At 69.9% G+C, this 18,992-nt stretch carries 15 protein-coding genes and 2 tRNA genes; 5 read left to right on the top strand and 12 right to left on the bottom strand.

Annotation, left to right across the window (positions count from 1 at the left end; all coding sequences use genetic code 11):
* Nucleotides 1-109: 109 nt before the first annotated feature.
* The gene (locus tag ACFC09_RS11210) at nt 110-2,761 is read right to left on the bottom strand and encodes a valine--tRNA ligase (protein WP_376525890.1); all 2,652 of its coding nucleotides are present in this window, start codon (nt 2,759-2,761) and stop codon (nt 110-112) included.
* Between the two features lie 137 nt (nt 2,762-2,898).
* Here ACFC09_RS11210 and ACFC09_RS11205 point away from each other — a divergent pair, with 137 nt between their 5' ends.
* The gene (locus tag ACFC09_RS11205) at nt 2,899-3,945 is read left to right on the top strand and encodes a hypothetical protein (RefSeq protein ID WP_376525888.1); all 1,047 of its coding nucleotides are present in this window, start codon (nt 2,899-2,901) and stop codon (nt 3,943-3,945) included.
* Nucleotides 3,946-4,108: 163 nt separating this feature from the next.
* Here ACFC09_RS11205 and clpX read toward each other — a convergent pair whose 3' ends face one another.
* The 5 genes from clpX to ACFC09_RS11180 all read right to left on the bottom strand — a co-directional run bounded on the left by clpX (nt 4,109) and on the right by ACFC09_RS11180 (nt 9,305).
* Nucleotides 4,109-5,395: an ATP-dependent Clp protease ATP-binding subunit ClpX gene (gene clpX, locus ACFC09_RS11200; protein WP_376525886.1), complete on the bottom strand. Its 1,287-nt coding sequence runs from the start codon at nt 5,393-5,395 to the stop codon at nt 4,109-4,111.
* Nucleotides 5,396-5,595: 200 nt separating this feature from the next.
* Entirely contained in the window at nt 5,596-6,261 is a 666-nt protein-coding gene (locus tag ACFC09_RS11195) for an ATP-dependent Clp protease proteolytic subunit (protein ID WP_376525884.1), read from the bottom strand.
* A 67-nt stretch (nt 6,262-6,328) separates the two neighbouring features.
* Nucleotides 6,329-6,934 carry an ATP-dependent Clp protease proteolytic subunit gene (locus ACFC09_RS11190; RefSeq protein ID WP_376525974.1) on the bottom strand — a complete coding sequence of 202 codons (606 nt, stop codon included), beginning with the start codon at nt 6,932-6,934 and terminating at the stop codon, nt 6,329-6,331.
* A 711-nt stretch (nt 6,935-7,645) separates the two neighbouring features.
* Nucleotides 7,646-9,049 (bottom strand): trigger factor, encoded by a 1,404-nt coding sequence (tig, locus tag ACFC09_RS11185; RefSeq protein WP_376525882.1) that lies wholly within the window; start codon nt 9,047-9,049, stop codon nt 7,646-7,648.
* Nucleotides 9,050-9,228: 179 nt separating this feature from the next.
* Nucleotides 9,229-9,305: transfer RNA gene (locus tag ACFC09_RS11180), tRNA-Pro, on the bottom strand.
* 164 nt (nt 9,306-9,469) lie between these two features.
* Here ACFC09_RS11180 and ACFC09_RS11175 point away from each other — a divergent pair.
* A tRNA-Gly gene (locus ACFC09_RS11175) sits at nt 9,470-9,540 on the top strand.
* Between the two features lie 133 nt (nt 9,541-9,673).
* Here the strand turns inward: ACFC09_RS11175 and ACFC09_RS11170 are convergent.
* Together ACFC09_RS11170 and ACFC09_RS11165 are read right to left on the bottom strand one after the other, a co-directional pair.
* Entirely contained in the window at nt 9,674-10,246 is a 573-nt protein-coding gene (locus ACFC09_RS11170) for a hypothetical protein (RefSeq protein WP_376525880.1), read from the bottom strand.
* Nucleotides 10,247-10,641: 395 nt separating this feature from the next.
* The gene (locus ACFC09_RS11165) at nt 10,642-10,836 is read right to left on the bottom strand and encodes a hypothetical protein (protein ID WP_376525879.1); all 195 of its coding nucleotides are present in this window, start codon (nt 10,834-10,836) and stop codon (nt 10,642-10,644) included.
* 484 nt (nt 10,837-11,320) lie between these two features.
* Between ACFC09_RS11165 and ACFC09_RS11160 the strand changes: the two genes are divergently transcribed.
* Nucleotides 11,321-12,421 (top strand): acyltransferase family protein, encoded by a 1,101-nt coding sequence (locus ACFC09_RS11160; protein WP_376525877.1) that lies wholly within the window; start codon nt 11,321-11,323, stop codon nt 12,419-12,421.
* 85 nt (nt 12,422-12,506) lie between these two features.
* Here the strand turns inward: ACFC09_RS11160 and ACFC09_RS11155 are convergent, their stop codons facing one another.
* Nucleotides 12,507-12,965: an HD domain-containing protein gene (locus tag ACFC09_RS11155; protein ID WP_376525875.1), complete on the bottom strand. Its 459-nt coding sequence runs from the start codon at nt 12,963-12,965 to the stop codon at nt 12,507-12,509.
* Nucleotides 12,966-12,987: 22 nt separating this feature from the next.
* On the bottom strand, nt 12,988-14,166 hold the full coding sequence (locus ACFC09_RS11150) for a PP2C family protein-serine/threonine phosphatase (RefSeq protein WP_376525873.1): 1,179 nt from the start codon (nt 14,164-14,166) through the stop codon (nt 12,988-12,990).
* A gap of 162 nt (nt 14,167-14,328) precedes the next feature.
* On the opposite strand from ACFC09_RS11150, the gene ACFC09_RS11145 reads away from it, so the two are divergent.
* Entirely contained in the window at nt 14,329-15,585 is a 1,257-nt protein-coding gene (locus ACFC09_RS11145; protein ID WP_376525871.1) for a GNAT family N-acetyltransferase, read from the top strand.
* A 60-nt stretch (nt 15,586-15,645) separates the two neighbouring features.
* Here ACFC09_RS11145 and ACFC09_RS11140 read toward each other — a convergent pair whose 3' ends face one another.
* Together ACFC09_RS11140 and ACFC09_RS11135 are read right to left on the bottom strand one after the other, a co-directional pair.
* Nucleotides 15,646-16,578 carry an Fpg/Nei family DNA glycosylase gene (locus tag ACFC09_RS11140; protein WP_376525869.1) on the bottom strand — a complete coding sequence of 311 codons (933 nt, stop codon included), beginning with the start codon at nt 16,576-16,578 and terminating at the stop codon, nt 15,646-15,648.
* A 65-nt stretch (nt 16,579-16,643) separates the two neighbouring features.
* Nucleotides 16,644-17,132 carry a ribose-5-phosphate isomerase gene (locus ACFC09_RS11135; protein WP_376525868.1) on the bottom strand — a complete coding sequence of 163 codons (489 nt, stop codon included), beginning with the start codon at nt 17,130-17,132 and terminating at the stop codon, nt 16,644-16,646.
* 203 nt (nt 17,133-17,335) lie between these two features.
* On the opposite strand from ACFC09_RS11135, the gene ACFC09_RS11130 reads away from it, so the two are divergent.
* Nucleotides 17,336-18,805: an amino acid permease gene (locus ACFC09_RS11130; protein WP_376525866.1), complete on the top strand. Its 1,470-nt coding sequence runs from the start codon at nt 17,336-17,338 to the stop codon at nt 18,803-18,805.
* Nucleotides 18,806-18,992: the final 187 nt, after the last annotated feature.

Below are 18,992 nucleotides of genomic sequence, written 5' to 3'. Positions count from 1 at the left end.
ACGCGCGTCGGGCCGCCCGCGCCCCGCGTCGCGCGTCATGGACGCCCGGAGCCGAAGGGCTCCGGGCGTCCGTACCTGCCCCCCTATCGCGTGCCGGGGGTATCGGCTCCTACGCCTGCGGCAGGCGCTCCAGCTGGGTGGTGATCCGGGCGATGTCCTCGTCGGCCTTGGCCAGCCGTCCCCGGATGCCCGCCACCACGTGGTCCGGCGCCTTGCCGAGGAACGCCTCGTTGCCCAGCTTGGCCTGCGCCTGCTGCCGCTCCTTCTCCGCGGCGGCGAGGTCCTTGGCGAGGCGCTTGCGCTCGGCGGCCACGTCGATCGTGCCGGAGAGGTCGAGCGCGACCTCCGCGCCCTCGACCGGCAGGGTCGCCGTGGCGGTGAAGGCGTCGCCCTCCGGCTGGAGGCGCAGCAGTTGCCGGATGGCGGGCTCGTGCGGGGCCAGCGCCGTCCCGTCCAGCGTGAGCCGGGCCGGGACCCGCTGGCCCGGCTGGAGGCCCTGGTCGGCGCGGAACCGGCGGACCTCGGTGATGACGGACTGGAGGATCTCGATCTCCCGCTCGGCGGCGGCGTCCCGGAAGCCGCCCGGGGCGTCGGCCCCGGGAACGGACACGGCCCGCGGCCAGTCGGCGACGACCACCGACTTCCCGCCGGTGAGCGTGGTCCACAGGGTCTCGGTGACGAACGGGACCACCGGGTGCAGCAGCTTCAGGGTGACGTCCAGGACCTCGCCGAGGACGCGCCTGCTGACCTCGGCCGGCTCGCCGCCCGCCTGGAAGGTGGTCTTGGACAGCTCGACGTACCAGTCGAAGACCTCGTCCCAGGCGAAGTGGAACAGCGCGTCGGACAGCTTGGCGAACTGGAAGTCGTCGTAGTACGCGTCGACTTCGGCGACGACCGAGTTCAGCCGGGAGAGGATCCAGCGGTCCGTCGCCGACATCCGCGACGCGTCGGGCAGCGGGCCCTCGACCGTGGCGCCGTTCATCAGCGCGAAGCGGGTCGCGTTCCAGATCTTGTTGGCGAAGTTGCGGGAGCCCTGGACCCAGTCCTCGCCGATCGGCACGTCGGCGCCGGGGTTGGCGCCCTTGGCGAGGGTGAAGCGGACCGCGTCGGAGCCGTACTTGTCCATCCAGTCCAGCGGGTCGACCGCGTTGCCGAAGGACTTCGACATCTTCTTGCCGAACTCGTCGCGGACCAGTCCGGTGAGGGCGATGGTGTGGAAGGGGACCTCGCCGTCCATGGCGTACAGACCGAACATCATCATCCGGGCGACCCAGAAGAAGATGATGTCGTGGCCGGTGAGCAGGACGTCGGTCGGGTAGAACTTCGCGAGGTCCGGGGTCTTCTCCGGCCAGCCGAGCGTGGAGAACGGCCACAGGCCGGAGGAGAACCAGGTGTCCAGGACGTCGGGGTCCTGGGTCCAGCCCTCGCCGGTGGGCGGCTCCTCGTCGGGGCCGACGCAGACGACCTCGCCGTCCGGCCCGTACCAGATCGGGATGCGGTGGCCCCACCACAGCTGGCGCGAGATGCACCAGTCGTGCATGTTGTCGACCCAGTCGAAGTAGCGCTTCGACATCTCCTCGGGGTGGATCCGCACCCGGCCGTCGCGGACCGCGTCGCCGGCGGCCTTGGCGAGCGGGCCGACCTTGACCCACCACTGCATCGACAGGCGGGGCTCGACCGTGGTCTCGCAGCGCGAGCAGTGGCCGACGGAGTGCATGTAGGGGCGCTTCTCGGCGACGATGCGCCCCTGTTCCCGCAGGGCGCCGACGACGGCCGAGCGGGCCTCGAAGCGGTCCAGGCCGAGGAAGGGGCCGTGGACGGTGATGACCCCGTGCTCGTCCATGATCGTCAGGGCCGGCAGGCCGTGGCGCTGGCCGATCGCGAAGTCGTTGGGGTCGTGCGCCGGGGTCACCTTGACGGCGCCGGTGCCGAACTCCGGGTCGACATGGGTGTCCGCGACGACGGGGATCCTACGGTCCGTCAGCGGCAGCTTGATCTCCTTGCCGACCAGGTGCCGGTAGCGCTCGTCGTCGGGGTGGACCGCGACGGCGGTGTCGCCGAGCATCGTCTCCGCGCGCGTGGTGGCGACGACGAGGCTGTCCTCACCCTCGCCGTAGCGGATGGAGACCAGTTCGCCGGCGTCCTCCTGGTACTCCACCTCGATGTCCGAGATGGCGGTCAGACAGCGCGGGCACCAGTTGATGATCCGCTCGGCGCGGTAGATCAACTCGTCCTCGTAGAGGCGCTTGAAAATGGTGAGGACGGCCTTGGACAGGCCCTCGTCCATCGTGAAGCGCTCGCGGGACCAGGCGACGCCGTCGCCGAGGCGGCGCATCTGGCCGAGGATCTTGCCCCCGTACTCGTCCTTCCACTGCCAGACCCGCTCGACGAACTCCTCGCGGCCCAGGTCGTGGCGGGACTTGCCCTCCTCGGCGAGCTGCTGCTCGACCTTGTTCTGGGTGGCGATGCCGGCGTGGTCCATGCCGGGCAGCCACAACGCCTCGTACCCCTGCATGCGCCTGCGACGGGTGAGGGCGTCCATGAGCGTGTGCTGGAAGGCGTGGCCCAGGTGGAGTGAGCCGGTGACGTTCGGCGGCGGGATGACGATGGTGTACGGCGGCTTGTCGCTCTTCGCGTCCGCCTCGAAGTAACCCCGCTCTACCCAGCGCTCGTACAGCGGGCCCTCTACGTCGGCCGGCGCGTACTGGGTCGGCAGTTCGGTGCTGGGCGCTGGTGGCTGCTGCTGAGCGTTCTCGGTCACGGGGGCCAGTTTAGAGGTGCCGCGGCCCAGTCCCGAAACGCCGTTGTTCTGTAACGGTACGGCCCCTGCTGCCGTGAGCTTCCGGTGGCTGAGCAAGGATGTCAGGAACACATAAGTATGCGAGGGGGACCCCAGAGATGAGCCACAACCAGCCGGGCCCGTACGGTGACGGCGGGCCGCAGCAGCCTGGACCGTACGGCCAGCCGGGTCCCTACGGCCAGCCGCCGCAGGCGCCCCCGCCCGGCTACGGCTACCCCCAGCAGCCGCCGGCACCGCCGCAGCAGCCCGGCTACGGCCAGCCGCCGCAGGCTCCTCCCCCGCAGCCCGGCTACGGTCAGCCGCCGCAGCCCCCGGCGGCCCAGCCCGGTTACGGCTATCCGCAGCAGAGTCCGCCGCCCCAGCCGGGCTACGGCTATCCGCAGCAGGGCGGCGTTCCCCCGCAGCAGACCCCCTACGGACAACAGCCCTACGGCCAGCCCTTCGGTGCCCCGCAGCCCCCGGTCCCCGGGGGCGGCAAGAAGAAGACGGGCCTGATCATCGGCGCGGTGGCCGTGCTGGTGGCGGTCGCGGTCGGCGCCTTCTTCGTGATCGGCGGGGGCGGCGGCAGCGGTTCGGACGTCGCGGACGACGGGCCGCACAAGTTGATCACGCCGGACACCGTGCTCACCGAGTACAAGAAGTCCGACAGCGACAGCGACACGATGTCGAAGGACGACCTGAAGGACGCCGAGTCGTGGGGCGTGCAGAACCCCAAGGACGTCAGCGCCTCCTACCAGGTGGAGGACGAGAGCAACCCGCTGGGCGGCAAGTTGATCTCCTTCGGCGGCGTCTACGGGTCGATCGACGACCCGGAGAAGGCCCTGGACGGTCTCTTCGCCTCCATGAAGAAGGACTCCGGGAACAACGAGGTCACCTTCCAGGGAAGCCCCAAGGAGTACCAGCCGGGTTCGCTGGACGGCGGGATCCTCAAGTGCCAGGCCGCAAGCATCGACAACTCCTCCGACGCCTCGGCGGGCATGGCGAAGACCATGAACGTGACGTACTGCGCGTGGAGTGACCACAGCACCATCGGTTTCGTGATGCCCATGGAGCTGGCGGACATCGCCTCGGGCAAGGCCGCCGACCCGTCGGCCGCGGCCGAGACGACAGCCAAGCTCCGCAAGGAAGTACGCGTCAAGGGCTGACGCCGCCGCTCCCCCGGGACCACGCGGTGGCGCGCACGGCCTCCTACGCGAGTCCCGGAACCCCGGTACGCGAAGGCGCCGTACGCGAAGGCGCCGTACGCGAAAGCCCCGGTCCGTCGACCGGGGCTTTCGTGCGTGTGCGGGGTCGTGCGCGGTGCGCGGGTTATGCCGTCTTCTGCTCACCCGGGCCCCGTCCGCGGGCGTCGCGCGGGATCAGGGTCGGGTTGACGTTCGACAGGACGACGTCCGCCGTGATGACGACGCGGGCCACGTCCTTGCGGGACGGCACCTCGTACATCACCGCTTGCAGGACCTCCTCCATGATGGCGCGCAGGCCGCGGGCGCCGGTCTGCCGCAGGATCGCCTGGTCGGCGATGGCCTCCAGCGCCTCGCGCTCGAAGTCCAGTTCCACACCGTCGAGTTCGAACAGCCGCTGGTACTGCTTCACCAGGGCGTTACGCGGCTCGACGAGGATCTGGAGCAGGGCCTTGCGGTCCAGGTTGTGGACCGAGGTGATGACCGGGAGCCGGCCGATGAACTCGGGGATCATGCCGAACTTGACCAGGTCCTCCGGCATGACGTCCTCGAAGACGTCCTTGGACTCCAGCTCGCGCTTGGAGCGGATCGTCGCGCCGAAACCGATGCCCTTGGCGCCGGCCCGACCCTCGATGATCTTCTCCAGACCCGCGAAGGCGCCGCCCACGATGAACAGCACGTTCGTCGTGTCGATCTGGATGAACTCCTGGTGCGGGTGCTTGCGGCCGCCCTGCGGCGGGACCGAGGCCGTGGTGCCCTCAAGGATCTTCAGCAGGGCCTGCTGGACGCCCTCGCCCGAGACGTCCCGGGTGATCGAGGGGTTTTCACTCTTCCGCGCGACCTTGTCGATCTCGTCGATGTAGATGATCCCGGTCTCGGCCTTCTTGACGTCGTAGTCAGCCGCCTGGATCAGCTTGAGGAGGATGTTCTCCACGTCCTCGCCGACGTAGCCCGCCTCCGTCAGCGCCGTGGCGTCGGCGATGGCGAAGGGGACGTTCAGCATGCGCGCGAGGGTCTGTGCGAGGAGGGTCTTGCCGGAGCCCGTGGGCCCCAGCAGGAGGATGTTGGACTTCGCCAACTCGATGGCGTCGTCGCGGCCTTGGGCGCCGCCGTTCTCGCCCGCCTGGACCCGTTTGTAGTGGTTGTACACCGCGACGGACAGGGCCTTCTTGGCTGCCTCCTGGCCGACCACGTAGCCCTCCAGGAACTCGTAGATCTCGCGCGGCTTCGGCAGTTCCTCCCAGCGCACCTCGCTGGTCTCCGCCAGCTCCTCCTCGATGATCTCGTTGCAGAGGTCGATGCACTCGTCGCAGATGTAGACACCGGGCCCTGCGATGAGCTTCTTGACCTGCTTCTGGCTCTTGCCGCAGAACGAGCACTTGAGCAGATCGCCGCCGTCACCGATGCGTGCCACGGTGTGCTTCCCCTTCGCCTGGGAGACGCCTGGACACTATGGGTCCAGCGGCTCCTGGTGCTGCCTTATGTCCGACGGTACCTTGCCGAGCCCCCCGTTCGGGCCCCCCTTGGCACGGTTCACTTTGACGTGCACCGTGCCGGGGGCGGCAAAGGACGTCCCCTCCGTGTGCCGCACGCAGGGGAGATCCGCACTCCGCCTCAGCGAACGCTGTCGTTGTTCATCTTGCGGGTGGAGATGATCTGGTCGACCAGGCCGTACTGAAGGGCCTCCTCCGCCGTGAGGATCTTGTCGCGCTCGATGTCCTCGCGCACCTTTTCGATCGGCCGGTTGGAGTGCTTGGCCAGCATCTCCTCCAGCTGCGTACGCATGCGCGTGAACTCGTTGGCGATGATCTCCAGGTCGGAGAGCTGGCCGCGGCCGGTGCTGCCGGCGGGCTGGTGGATCAGCACGCGCGAGTTCGGCAGCGCCATGCGCTTGCCCGGCGTACCGGCGGCGAGCAGGATGGCGGCCGCGGAGGCGGCCTGCCCCATGCACACCGTCTGGATGTCGGGCTTCACGAACTGCATCGTGTCGTAGATCGCCGTGAGGGCGGTCATGTCGCCGCCGGGGCTGTTGATGTAGATCGAGATGTCCCGGTCGGGGTCCATCGACTCCAGGCACAGCAGCTGCGCCATGACGTCGTTGGCAGAGGCGTCGTCGATCTGGACGCCGAGGAAGATCACGCGCTCCTCGAAGAGCTTCGCGTACGGGTCGTACTCGCGGATGCCCTGGGAGGTGCGCTCCACGAAGCGCGGGATGACGTAGCGGTTGTCGGGCCGGGGCCCGTCGTACTGGCCGCTGGCGGCGCCGGGGAAGTTGTTCATGAGGTTCACCGTCCTGGTGGCGTTCTGGGTGCTGGAGTCTCGGCGGTGCGTGGCGTGGCCGGGCCGGTCAGGCACCGGTGCCGCCGCCTCCCGGAACACCGGAGGCATGCGTGATGATCTCGTCGATGAGACCGTACTCCTTGGCCTCCTCGGGCGTGAACCAGCGGTCGCGGTCGCCGTCCCGGATGATCGTTTCCACGGTCTGGCCGGAGTGCCGCGCGGTCAGCTCGGACATGCGCTTCTTCGTACGCATCAGGTACTCGGCCTGGATCTTGATGTCCGAGACCGTGCCGCCGAGGCCGGCGGAGCCCTGGTGCATCATGATGTCGGCGTGGGGCAGCGCGAAGCGCTTGCCCGCGGCGCCGCCGGTCAGCAGGAACTGGCCCATCGAGGCCGCCATGCCCATGGCGATGGTGACCACGTCGTTCGGGATGTACTGCATGGTGTCGTAGATCGCCATGCCGGCCGTCACCGAGCCGCCGGGGCTGTTGATGTAGAGGTAGACGTCCTTGGTCGGATCGGCGGCCAGGAGCAGCAGCTGCGCGGTGATCTTGTTGGCGATGTCGTCGTCGACCTGCTGGCCGAGGAAGATGATCCGCTCGCCGAGCAGCCGGTTGTAGACCTGGTCGCCGAGGCCGCCACCGATGGAAGGCTCGCCGGCGGCGGAGGGCATCAGATTCGTCACGTATCCACCTGCTCGTCTTACGACGGCGCCGGGCCGTCTCACGTGTCCTGCGTAATCCTGCGTGATCCTGCGTAATCCTGCCGGGGGCTTCGGGAGACTCCCCTGCCCTCGTATTCATGGACCCTAACGCGCGGGTCCCGTCGGGGAATCCCGTGGACGGGGGTGTTCGCCGGGGGCGTAGCGGGGTGGCTCCGCCGGTTGGGGGGTGGGGTTGGTTCAGGGGACGCGGGGGTGGGGCGGACGGTTCCGGGGCGGGGCGGTTGGTTCGGGGGTGGGGCGGACGGTTCGGGGGTGGTACGGGTGTCGCCGGGGTGCGGGTGGGTGGGGGTTCGGCGCGCAGTTCCCCGCGCCCCTGGGGTGGGCCGCTCACTGGGTGGGCACGGAAGGGCCCTGAGAGGGGGCCTGGGTGGCTTGCGCGGGCGGGCCTGGAGGGGGCCCGGGACGGCTGGCCGGGTGGGCCTTCGAACAGGCGGGGCGGAGGGGGCCCGGGAGAGTGCACGCGTGTGGGTGAGGAGGGCGCGGGAGGGGTGCTCGGGCACGGGTGAGGTAGGCGCGGGAGGGGTGCTCGGGCACGGGTGAGGAGGGCGCGGGAGGAGTGCTCGGGCGCGGGTGAGGGGGCCTGGAGCGGGACGGAGGGGGCCCCGGGGAAAAGGTTCCCAGGGGCCCGCTCGGGGTGGTGCCGGTGCTGTGCGGTGAGGGTCAGACCTCGGGCTTGTCGTCGGCGGACGCCTCGGCCTGCTCCGCGGAGCCCTCCGCGCCGTCCTCGCCCTCGTTCTCGTCCTCGTCCTCGTCCTCGTCGTCCAGGTCGACGACCTCGCCGTTGGTGTCCTTCACCGTGGCCGCCTCGACCACGATGGCCAGGGCCTTGCCGCGGGCGACCTCGCCGACCAGGAGCGGCACCTGGCCGCCCTCGACGACCGCCTGGGCGAACTGGTCGGGGGACATGCCGGAGGAGGCGGCGCGCCGCATGAGGTGCTCGGTCAGCTCCTCCTGGTTGACGTTGAGCTTCTCCAGCTTGACCAGCTCGTCGAGGACGAACTGGGTCTTGATGCCCTTGACCGCGGCTTCGTGGGTCTCGGTCTCGAACTCCTCGGCGGTCTTGCCCTGGAGCTCCAGGTACTTGTCGAGGGTGAGGCCCATCTGGGCGAGCTGGTGGTGCTCCAGGTTGTGCTTGCGGGTGTTGATCTCGTCCTCAAGCAGCTTCTCGGGGACCGGGACCTCGACCAGTTCCAGCAGCTTGTCCAGGACGCGCTCCTGCGCCTGCGTGGCCTGGTCGTACTGCTTCATGTTCGCGAGGCGCTTGCGGCTGTCCGCCCGCAGCTCCTCCAGGGTGTCGAACTCGGAGGCGAGCTGCGCGAACTCGTCGTCCAGCTCCGGCAGTTCGCGGGCCGCGACCTCGCTGACCTTGACGGTGACCTCGGCCTCCTTGCCCGCCGCGGAGCCGCCCTTCAGCTCGGAGGCGAAGGTGGCCTCGCCGCCGGCCTCAAGGCCCTTGACCGCGTCGTCGATGCCGTCCAGCAGCTCACCGGAGCCGATGGTGTAGGAGACGCCGCTGGCGACGCCGTCCTCCAGGACCTCGCCGTCGACCTTGGCCTCCAGGTCGACGGTGACGACGTCCCCGTCCTCGGCGGCACGCTCGACCGGGGTGGTGGAGGCGAAGCGCTCACGGAGCTGCTCGACCGACTTCTCGATGTCCTCGTCGGTGACCTCGACGGCGTCGACCTCGACCTCGATACCGCTGTAGTCCGGCAGCTCAAGGGCGGGGCGGATGTCGACCTCGGCGGTGAAGTTCAGCGTCTCGCCGTCCTTCAGCTCGGTGATGTCGACCTCGGGCTGGCCCAGCGGGTTCAGCTCGGCCTCGTTGACCGCCTCCGTGTAGAACTTCGGGAGCGCGTCGTTGACGGCCTCCTCCAGCACGGCGCCACGGCCGAACCGCTGGTCGATGACGCGGGCCGGGATCTTGCCCTTGCGGAAGCCCTTCACCGTGACCTGCTGGTTGATCTTCTTGTACGCCGCGTCGAGGCTGTCCTTGAGCTCCTCGAAGGGCACCTCGACAGTGAGCCGAACCCGGGTCGGGTTCAGGGTCTCCACGGCGCTCTTCACGGTTCGGTCTCCTTGTGGCTGACTTCTCGGGTTCTGCCGGAGCCACGCAGGTCCGGCGGACTTCGCCGCCCGGAGGAGTTCGTAGGCCGAGTGGGCCGGGACACACGGGCGCGCAGCTTGCATAGTAGCCGCAGCCCGTCAGCGCCCCAAAAGGCGATCACGAGGGTGCCCTCGGTCGGTGGTCGGGGTGGCGGGATTTGAACCCACGGCCTTCCGCTCCCAAAGCGGACGCGCTACCAAGCTGCGCCACACCCCGTGCTGGTGCGACACGTAGGGTACATGCCCGAACCGGTCGCGTCGGCCGGTTTCCCGGTCGACCTTGCTGCGGCATACCCGCAGACCAACACGTTGGCCTGCGCGGCGTGCGACCCGCTACGATGCTCCTTGTGCCGCGGTCCCCCGACCAGCGGCATTCGGTGTGCGGGCGTAGCTCAATGGTAGAGCCCTAGTCTTCCAAACTAGCTACGCGGGTTCGATTCCCGTCGCCCGCTCTGTATGGCCGAGGCCCAGGTGAGAGGCAGTTTTCCGCTCCCTGGGCCTCAGGTCGTTCCGGGGCCTGATCGGGTGTGCGCGTCCCCCGTGTGCCCCAGGGCGGAGGACAGCGCACTCCCCGGGACGACTCGGTCAGCCGCCCAGCAGCGTGCTCAGGAACGCGATGACCACGCAGAGCGCGGCCCCCAGCAGCAGGATGACCCCGGATTGACCGAGTCGGGGCCCTACGCGGTCGACGAGGCCGGCGCGGAGTTCGGGTCGGCCGGTGGAGTTGGCCCGGGAGGCGAATCCGGCGCCGGCAAGGACCAACAGCGCCATGCCGAACAGCGTCAACGCCGCGTACCCCGCGCTGCGGGCCGGACTGATCCGCACGTAGGAGCCCGCGTGGACCCGGTCCAGGCGAGCGGTCGCCCCCGAGGCCAAGGAGGGGTTCACGGTGAAGTGTGCTGCCGGGTCCGTGGAGCGGCCGTCGTCCGACCGGAAGGTGCCGCCGCACCAGATCTCGGACTTCGGCTGACCGACCCGTGCGCAGGATGCGACGGTGAGCGTGCCGGGCTCGCCCAGCAGGCCGACGGCGTGGCCTGCCTGGTACAGCCCGAAGACACTCAGCCCGGCCCCGGTCAGCGCGAACAGGACAGAGAACACCAGCCGCTGGGCCGGGTTCGCCGGCCGCGACGGCCCGCGGTTCGAGATCACTGGTGCCATGCGCTGCCCCTCTGACCTGGCGATCCCTCGAAGACGACACGTGACGCTACCGGTCGGGCCCAGGTCCGGGGCCACCGGGAGGCACTCTCGACGGACGCGTGAGGGCCGACCAGGAGCCAAGGGCGGGCCTGGATGCCGGAAGGCTGTGAACGAGGCTGCGAACACGGCGTAGAACCCACACGTGCCCTTTACGCGCCCGGAAGGCCGCGGCCCGGGGTCCTGGGTTCCGGCCGGGCGGATGGCCGAGGCCGGCCGGGCGGATGGCCGGGGCCGGCCGGGGTGCACCCGGCCGGAAAACGTCCCGGACGGAGGTCGCCCGGGACGGAGGCCGCGTCGGCCGCCCGCTGTGTCGGCGGCGGACGGTGCCCGCGGTCCGGGCGGGAAGCCCCGGCCGCTCAGAAACTGATCGAGTTGATCGTCTGGGCTATCGAGTCGAGGAAGCGCTGGATGGACGGGGCCATGCCGCTCGAAGCCAGGAAGAAGCCGAAGAGTATGGCGACGATGGCGGGTCCGGCCTTGATGTTCCCCCCTCGGATCAACACCACGAGGACGATCGCCAACAGCAGCACCACGGACAGTGAAATGGCCACGCTGATCACACCTTCGGTCGGTCCGCTCTCCCGGCCCGGGGATGCTGCCTCGCGCCCCCGCCAGAACCATCGTGCCACCAACCCGGCCACTGTATGCGGCACCTGACGCATCATCGACCGCACGACCACCGGGGAGTTGGGCCCGCACGGCACCCCGTACAGCAATTCGAGGGCGGACCCGCACGGGCATCGGCAGATTGCCGCGGGCATCGTAACGGGCAATCGCGGGGCATCGTTTCATCGATCACACATCACGTTCACAGGTAATTCGAATGTCCGGTGTTCATCACCAAAGGAAGGGCCATATGCGGCAATTAGTCTGGATGAATCGGTACATCAAGGGCACCTGAACAATCATAGATGTGCTCATCATCACGCCGAAGGAATGGCCGGGTTCGGTAATTCCACGGACAACTGAAGCTCTGACCTGGGGAATTCCAGGGGAGTTTTACGTAAACCCGGGGACAACGCTAGGGTTCCTCAGATGTTTGACGCCGCTCCGTCCCCCGGCCAGAACCGAAAGCTGCTCCTCCCGGCACAGACGCCGCGCGACGGAACGCCCGGCACGCCTCCCCCGGCGGGCAGACCCGGCAAGCAGCGCGACGCGTTCTTCGACAACGCCAAGTACCTGGCGATCGTCCTCGTGGCCATCGGCCACGCCTGGGAGCCGCTGAAGGGCGACAGCCGTGTGCTCCAGGGCGCGTACATGATCGTGTACGCCTTCCACATGCCGGCGTTCATCATCATCTCCGGCTTCTTCTCGCGCAGTTTCGACCTGCGCCCGGACCGGCTCCAGCGCCTCATCACCGGCGTCGCCGTGCCGTACGTCGTCTTCGAGACCGCCTACCCGCTGTTCAAGCGGTACGTCGACCACTCCCCCGACCAGGAGATCAGCCTCCTCGACCCCTGGTACCTCACCTGGTTCCTGTGCGCGCTGTTCATCTGGCGCCTGACGACGCCGATCTGGAGGATGATCCGCTGGCCGCTCCCGGTGGCGTTCGGCATCGCGATGCTGGCGACCGTCTCCCCGAGCATCGGTGACGACCTCGATCTCCAGCGGGTGCTCCAGTTCCTGCCGTACTTCGTGCTGGGCCTGTGCCTGAAGCCGGAACACTTCGAGCTGGTGCGCCGTCGCTGGCTGCGGATCGCCGCGGTGCCCGTGTTCGCCGCCGCGCTGGTCTTCGGCTGGTGGGTCGTGCCGCGCATGAAGGCCGCGTGGTTCTACCACCGGGACTCGGCGCAGGAACTGGGCGTGCCGTGGTGGTGCGGTCCGCTCATGGTGCTCGCCCTGTTCGGCTGTTCGCTGGTGCTGACCGCCTGCTTCTTCGCTCTGGTGCCGCGCCGCACCAGGTGGTTCACCGCGCTCGGCACGGGCACGCTGTACGGCTATCTGCTGCACGGCTTCGTGGTCAAACTCGCCGACTACAAAGGCTGGTTGGACGCGGCGTGGCTGCACCGGCCGCTGGGCGAGATCCTGGTGACCGTGCTCGCGGGCACCGTGGTGACGTTGCTGTGCACGCGGCCCGTGCGGCGGGTGTTCCGGTGCGTGATGGAGCCGGGGATGGCTTGGGCGTTTCGACGCTGAGCGCTCCGCTGGGGGGCGTTGCTCGGCTGCGGGAGCGTCGTGGCCGAGCGCGCCGTTCCCCGCGCCCCTGAAAGAGGGGGTGGGGTCAGGTAGGTAGGCCCAGGAGTTTGCGCATTTTTTTGTACTTTTCGGTCAGGCGGGTTCTGGTGGGGGTGTCCAGGGCGGCCAGGCGGGTCGGGGTCGTGTTGTGGGACAGGTCCGCCTCCTTCACCAGTAGGGCGCCCGGGGTGCCGAGGATGCGGCGTGCGTACGCCTCCGGTTCCTCGCCGGGGCGCTTGGTGACGGCCAGCACGATGGCCTTGGTACGTGCGCTGAGCGCGGCGCCCGCCAGCCACTCACGGGTCAGTGCGGCGTCCTCCACGGCGTCGTGCAGCCAGGCCGCCGCGATCTGGTCGGAGTCGCCGCCGCGGGCCCGTACGCCCTCCGCGACAGCCTCCAGGTGCTCGGCGTAGGGCCGTCCCGCCTTGTCCGTCTGGCCCGCGTGGGCGGTCCGGGCGATGGCCTCCACCTCGGCCGGGGTGAGCGTGGGCTGCGGTTCGGTCATGGCTCCTGCCTTTCCCGGTGAGTCAGCGGGGCAGCGGGGCCGACGGGCCCTCCCGGCAGATCAGCAGCAGGGCGCGGTCGTCGTTGACGTCCTTGGCCACCGCCTCGATCAGGTGCCAGGCGGCCCCGTGGAAGCCGCCCGCGACATAGCGGTCGGCCTCGCCGGTGAGGCGGTCCATGCCCTCGACGATGTCTCGGTCGGAGGTCTCGACCAGACCGTCCGTGAACAGCATCAGCACGTCCCCGGGGCGCAGCGAGCCCTTCGTGGGATCGAACTGGGCACCGTCGTACACACCGAGCAGCGGTCCCTCCGCGGCCTTCTCCTCCCAGCGTCCGGTGCCCGCGCTGAGCTGGAGGCCCGGCGGATGACCGGCGGAGTACAGCTCGTAGTCCCCGGAGTCGAGGTCCAGGACCAGGTGGATGGAGGTGGCGAAGCCCTCGTCCCAGTCCTGCCGGAGCAGGTAGCCGTTGGCGGCCGGGAGGAAGGCGTGCGGGGGCAGCGAGCCCAGCAGGCCGCCGAAGGCGCCGGACAGCAGCAGCGCGCGGGACCCCGCGTCCATGCCCTTGCCGGACACGTCGGTGAGCACGACCTCCATGGTGCGCCCGCCGTTCGTACGGGCCGCGACCACGAAGTCACCGGAGAAGGACTGGCCGCCCGCGGGCCGCAGCGCCATCTCCCGGTGCCAGCCCTGCGGCAGCTTCGGCAGTTTGCTCTGGACGCGGATCCGCTCGCGCAGGTCGAACAGCATGGTGCCGCCGCGCCGCCAGGGCACGCCCACCCGGCTGCGGAACTGGGCGGTGAGCAGCCCGAAGAAACCGCAGGCCGCGACCACCAGGACCACGCCGGGGGTGACCCGGGACGGGCCCTCGGTGTACGGCCCGAGCTGCACCGACTCCACGATCAGCGCCGTGGCCGCCGCCGCGTACAGGCCGAGCAGGCTCGCCGGGCGCAGCAGCAGCCCGCCCGCGATGATCGGGAGCACCAGGGCGCCCGGCGCGAACCACACCGAGTTCGCGAGCGTCATCGCCGCGAGCACGGGTACGGTCAGCAGCAGTCCGACCAGCGCGATCCAGTCCGACCCGTCGCCGCGGAAGTAGTCGACGGCGCTTCGGCGCACGCCGACGCGAGCCCGGTGCCACTGCATCCGCAACCGGGCCGTGAAGGTCTCCGCCTTCCCGCGCCGCTCTCGTCCTGCTGCCATTAGTTCGGGACCCTATCCATCGGAGCAGTCGCTTGGCACGGGAGGTCCCACTTGTCCCCCGTCCGAGGCTCAACTTCACAGTGAACTTCACGGAACGCCATCGCGCTGCCACCTGGCGGAAATTCGTTCGCTTGTCCCGCAATGCGCTGATACGCATGGTCCATGGCGACTGACCTTGCACGGAACGACCACCGGATCGAGCTGCGGACGGTACGGCCCGATGAGCTGGACGAGTGGTACGACAATCTGATCCGCGCCTTCGGTGGTGTGCCGGAATCGGCCGAGGAACGGCAGCTGTCCCTGGAGCTGATCGAGCCGGACCGTGCCGTCGGTGCCTGGGACGGGGACGCGTGCGTGGGGACGGCCGGGGCGTTCGCCTTCCGGCTGACCGTGCCCGGCGGGGCGCCGGTGCGGGCCGCCGGCATCACCATGGTCAGCGTGGCCGCCACCCATCGGCGGCGCGGGGTGCTCACGTCGATGATGCGGCGGCAACTGGACGACGTACGGTCCTGGGGCTGGCCGCTGGCCGTGCTGACGGCGTCGGAACCGGACATCTACGGACGGTTCGGGTACGGCGCGGGGACGTTCCACGCGGGCGCCGAGATCGACACCAGCCGGGTGCGGCTCGCGCTGCCGCCCGGCACCGACGACGTACGGCTCAGGTACGCCGCCCCGGCCGATGCGCTCGACGCGTGCGAGGCGCTGTACGCCCGGCAGGTGCCGCTGCGCCCCGGGATGATCGCGCGGCTGCCGGGGTGGGAGCGGGTCGCGCTGCTCGACCCGGAGGGCGACCGGGACGGCGCCTCGCCGTTGCAGTGCGTGGTGGCCGAGCGGGACGGGGAGCCGGTCGGCTTCGCGCGGTTCCGCGTCAAGCCGGACTGGGACCAGGCCGGGCCGAAGGGCACGGTCGTGCTGGAGGACCTGGAGACGCTGGACCCGGCCGCGCACGCGGCGGTGTGGCGGTTCCTGTTCGACATCGATCTGACCTCGACGCTCGTCGCGCGGGGGCGCCCGCTGGACGAGGGCTGGCAGCAGTTGGTGTCGGACGTCCGCCGCTGCCGGATCACACTGCGGGACTCGTTGTACGTACGGCTCGTGGAGGTCGGCGCGGCGCTGGAGGCGCGGACGTACCAGGCGCCGGTGGACGTCGTGTTCGAGGTGGAGGACGCCTTCTGCCCGTGGAACGCGGGGCGTTGGCGGCTGACCGGGGACGCGAAGGGCGCCTCGTGCGCGCGTACCGAGGACGCGGCCGACCTGGCGCTGTCGGTGCGGGAGTTGGGGGCCGCGTATCTGGGCGGTGTGTCGCTGTCGTCGCTGGCGGCGGCCGGGCGGGTGCGCGAGGTGCGGGTGGGGGCGCTGACGGAGGCGTCGGTGGCGTTCGGCTCGCCGGTCGCGCCGTGGCTGCCGCACGGGTTCTAGGGATCCGGGGGAGCGCCGCCGGGCGAGCCTGGGGGTTCGCCCGGGGGCGCGGTGGCGGGGTCAGGTCTGCTGGCAGGCGGGGCACCAGAAGAGGTTGCGGGCGGCGAGACCGGCCGTGCGGACCGGGGTGCCGCAGATGTGGCAGGGCAGGTCGGCGCGGCGGTAGACGTACACCTCGCCGCCGTGGTCGTCGACGCGCGGCGGCCGGCCCATGGCCTCGGGGGTGTGCTCGGGGCGGACGGTGTCGATGCGGTTGTGCCGGACGCCCTCCCGCATCAGTGCGGCGAGGTCGGCCCAGATCGCGTCCCACTCGGCGGGCGTGAGGTCGCGGCCCGCGCGGTAGGGGTCGATGCCGTGCCGGAAGAGGACTTCGGCGCGGTAGACGTTGCCGACGCCGGCGATGATCTTCTGGTCCAGGAGGAGCGCGGCGATCGAGGTACGGCTGCGCCGGACGCGGGCGTAGGCGGTGGCCGGGTCGGGGTCGTCGCGCAGCGGGTCCGGGCCGAGGCGCGCGTGTATCGCCCGTTTCTCGGCGTCGGCGATCAGGGCGCAGGTGGTGGGGCCGCGCAGGTCGACGTAGGCGGTGGGGCCCACGAGGCGGAGGCGGACCGTGTCGGTGGGCGGCGGGGCCGGGGCGTCGCCGAAGGTCACCTTGCCGAAGAGGCCCAGGTGGATGTGGACCCAGGCGGTGTCTTCGGTGTCCTCGCTGTCTTCGGTGTCCTCGGATTCTTCGGCGGTCGCGGCGTCCGTGGTGCCCTCGGCTCCAGCGGCGTCAGCGGCGTCAGCGGCGTGATGAGTGTCGGTGCGGCCGGGTGCGCGGAAGCCCAGGAAGAGGTGCTTTCCGTGGGCTTCCGTACGGTGCAGTTCCGCCCCGTCGAGCAGGGCGGCGGCGTCGGAGAACTTGCCCTGGGGGCTGCTCACCCGCGCGGGCCGGCCGCCGAAGCGGCCGGCGATGTCCTGCGCCAGCCGGTGGATCGTGTGCCCTTCCGGCACGGTGCGGCGTCCTCTCCCCTCGCCCGGACCGGTGCCCGGGGAGTGCCTCGGTCGGTACCGGTACCTCAGTCCTGCTGCGGGTGGTGGGCCGGGATCGGGGGCAGGGCGCCCGTCGTCTCGTAGTCCGACAGCATGTCGATGCGGCGGATGTGCCGCTCGTCGCCGGAGAACGGGGTGCCGAGGAAGGTCTCGACGAACCTCGTCGCCTCCTCCGTCGAGTGCATGCGCGCACCCACGGCCACGACGTTGGCGTTGTTGTGCTGCCGGCCCAGGGTGGCGGTCTCCTCGCTCCAGGCGAGGGCCGCGCGGACGCCCTTGACCTTGTTCGCCGCGATCTGCTCGCCGTTTCCGGAGCCGCCGATCACGATGCCGAGGGCGTCGGGGTCCGCCGCCGTCCGCTGCGCGGCGCGGAGGCAGAACGGCGGATAGTCGTCCTGGGCGTCGTAGATGTGGGGGCCGCAGTCGACGGGCTCGTGACCGGCCCCCTTCAGCCATTCGACGAGGTGGTTCTTGAGTTCGAAGCCCGCATGGTCCGAGCCGAGATACACGCGCATGGCAAGCAGTGTGACACGGGCACGACCGGGCGGCAGCTTCGGGCTTCAAGAAAGAAAAAGGCAGGTAAAACCATAGAACCTCAAGAAAACCTCAAGTAACAATTTGGATTCGACGGCTGCTGATTCCGTTCACCTCCGATTCACTGGACCGGCTCGTACACCCCGGTACGGGAGAACCCTCACCCGGCGCAAAGGAATCCCCCATGACTTCGCAGCCGCCCCACCCCGCCCCTGGAGATCCTGACACCGGAAATTCCGGCGCCGGACTCCAGGCAGGGCTCAAAAACCGTCATCTTTCGATGATCGCCATCGGCGGCGTCATCGGAGCCGGCCTTTTCGTCGGATCCAGTACCGGAATCGCCACTGCCGGACCCGGCATCCTCCTGTCGTACGCCCTCGTCGGCGCACTCGTCGTCCTCGTGATGCGGATGCTCGGTGAGATGTCCGCCGCCAACCCCGCCTCCGGCTCCTTCTCCGCGCACGCCGACCGGGCGCTCGGCCGCTGGGCCGGTTTCTCCATCGGCTGGCTGTACTGGTTCTTCTGGGTCGTCGTGCTGGCCGTGGAGGCCACCGCCGGGGCCAAGATCCTGGAAAGCTGGATCCCCGCGGTCCCGCAGTGGGGCTGGGCACTGATCGTGATGGTCGTGCTCACCGCGACCAACCTGGTCTCGGTCGGCTCCTACGGCGAGTTCGAGTTCTGGTTCGCCGGGATCAAGGTCGTGGCGATCGGCGCGTTCATCGTGGTCGGACTGCTTGCCGTCCTCGGCGTGCTGCCCGGCGTGGACAGCGACAAGGCGAGTTTCGGCAACCTGACCGGCCACGGCGGTTTCCTGCCCAACGGTCCCGGCACCATCCTCACCGGGGTGCTGCTCGTGGTGTTCTCCTTCATGGGCAGCGAGATCGCGACGCTGGCCGCGGGCGAGTCGGAGGACCCGCGGCGGGCCGTCACCAAGTCGACCAACAGCATCATCTGGCGGATCGGCGTCTTCTACCTGGGCTCGATCCTCATCGTCGTCTCCCTGGTGCCGTGGGACGACCCGGCGATCGCGAAGGACGGCTCGTACGTCGCCGCCCTCGACTCGCTCGGCATCCCGCACGCCGGTCAGATCATGAACTTCATCGTGCTGACCTCGGTGCTGTCGTGTCTCAACTCGGGCCTGTACACGGCCTCCCGGATGGCCTTCTCGCTGGGCCAGCGCGGTGACGCGCCGAAGGCGTTCGCGCGGACCACGTCCCGGGGTGTGCCGATGGCGGCGATCATCGCGTCGGTGGTGTTCGGCTTCGTCGCCGTCTTCTTCAACTACCGCTTCCCGGACTCGGTCTTCCTCTTCCTGGTCAACTCCAGTGGCGCGGTGGCCCTGTTCGTCTGGCTGGCGATCTGCTTCTCGCAGCTGCGGATGCGGAAGATCATCCAGCGTGAGGCGCCGGAGAAGCTGGTCGTGAAGATGTGGCTGTACCCGTATCTGACCTGGGCCACCGCCGCGCTGATCGTGTTCGTGCTCGGCTACATGCTCACCGACACCGAGGGCGAGAGCAGCGGCCGGACGACCGTCCTGCTGTCGCTGCTGGTCGCGGCGGTCGTGGTGGTCATCGCGGTGGTGCGGCAGCGCCTCGCGGGCAGCCACCAGGACGCGACCGAGCAGAGCGAGCAGGACCGGGTGCCGGTCGGCTGAGCCCCGCGTCGGCCGACCGGCCCCGTGTCGGCCGACCGGCCCGAATGCCGTGGGACGTTTCGCGGCGCGGCACGCCGATGGGCCGAGCGGCCCGGAGGCCAAGAAGCAAGAGGCCGGGAGGCAAGAGGCCAGGAGGCGCACGGCCGAACGGCGACAAGCGGCGGAGACGCCGGAACACGGCAGAGGC

This window comes from Streptomyces sp. NPDC056161, from assembly GCF_042268025.1.
In the GTDB taxonomy this organism is placed as follows: Bacteria; Actinomycetota; Actinomycetes; order Streptomycetales; family Streptomycetaceae; genus Streptomyces.
This window is presented reverse-complemented; position numbering and strand designations above follow the sequence as displayed.